Consider the following 1,141-nt stretch of genomic DNA (forward strand, 5'->3'; position numbering starts at 1 on the left):
ATACACCCCCATCATTGGGATTAACCCTAAATACTTTTCTAGCAATTCTTCTAAAATACACTCTTAGCCTTTGATTATGCACAACAGCCCCGCCAAGTAAGCCCAAAATACTGCCTACAACTACATCAATCATTCTTGCTTTAATGATGACATCAGGGTTATTAAGCAGACTGCTTGCTTCTGCGAGATAAGTCGCATAGGGCGTGAAAAAAACCATTGCTAAAGCATAGTTTCTAACCACAGTAAATTCTCCTAAAAATATCAACAACATCATCAATAAGATAAAAGCAAATCCACTTAAATTTAAATTTACCAAATAAAAAGCTAGAAACATACCGATAAATGTCCCTAGAATCCTCTGTCCCTGCTTAATCCAAATAGAATTAAGGGTAATCCCCTGCATAATCACCGTGCAACTAACTGCCACCCAATAACTTCTCTCTAACCCTAGAATCTGCCCGATAAACATCGATAGCCCCACAAAAGTCCCCATAATCAAAGAATCAACCACTACTTTATCGAAGCCCAAATGTCCTCTTACTGGAACGGGGTGGGGAGGATTGTTTTTAAAGAGATACACTACGCTTAAAGAATAGAGTAATGCCGCTAGATTTCCCGCCATTGTCCCTAATGCGACCACACCAACAAGAGAAATGAAATCTCTAGGTGGAAAGGGCAGAAATGTCCCTATAATGCAAGCCAAAACAAAGAAAAAATATCCCGGCACTCCCAAATCATAATAACGCACTAAGATAGAGCTAAAAAGCGCGACTATGCCTACGACAAGAGGAATGCTGAAATGAAAAAAATGCGTCAAAACCCCTAAGGAAAAGGACAAGGTGATACCAAAAGAGCAGCACATCACCACTGCCATACGATGATAAATAGGGGTATTTGGTGTATATACAAACGACATAGCCCCTATAATGCCTACAAGCCCTAAATCTATTCTCTCAAAGAGCAAACTAACAAGTAGCACCAACCCCACTGAAAAACCAGCAAAGAAAGGAAACTGCCAAACTCTATCGGTGGGATTGAAGTGCAAAAGCGATTGAATGTAATGCAAGATTGAATTCATTATGATTACCTTGTTTGATTGTGTGAAGTGATTATAACAAGCTTATGATAAATGTTGATTAAA

1 protein-coding gene is annotated in these 1,141 nt (G+C 39.0%); it reads right to left on the bottom strand.

Features of this window, described 5'->3' with window-relative positions:
* A partial coding sequence (locus tag CQA44_RS12125; RefSeq protein WP_147289809.1) for an FUSC family protein occupies nucleotides 1-1,078 on the bottom strand: 1,078 nt, incomplete at its 3' end.
* Between the last annotated feature and the right edge of the window lie 63 nt (nucleotides 1,079-1,141).

Source organism: Helicobacter sp. MIT 14-3879 (assembly GCF_003364125.1).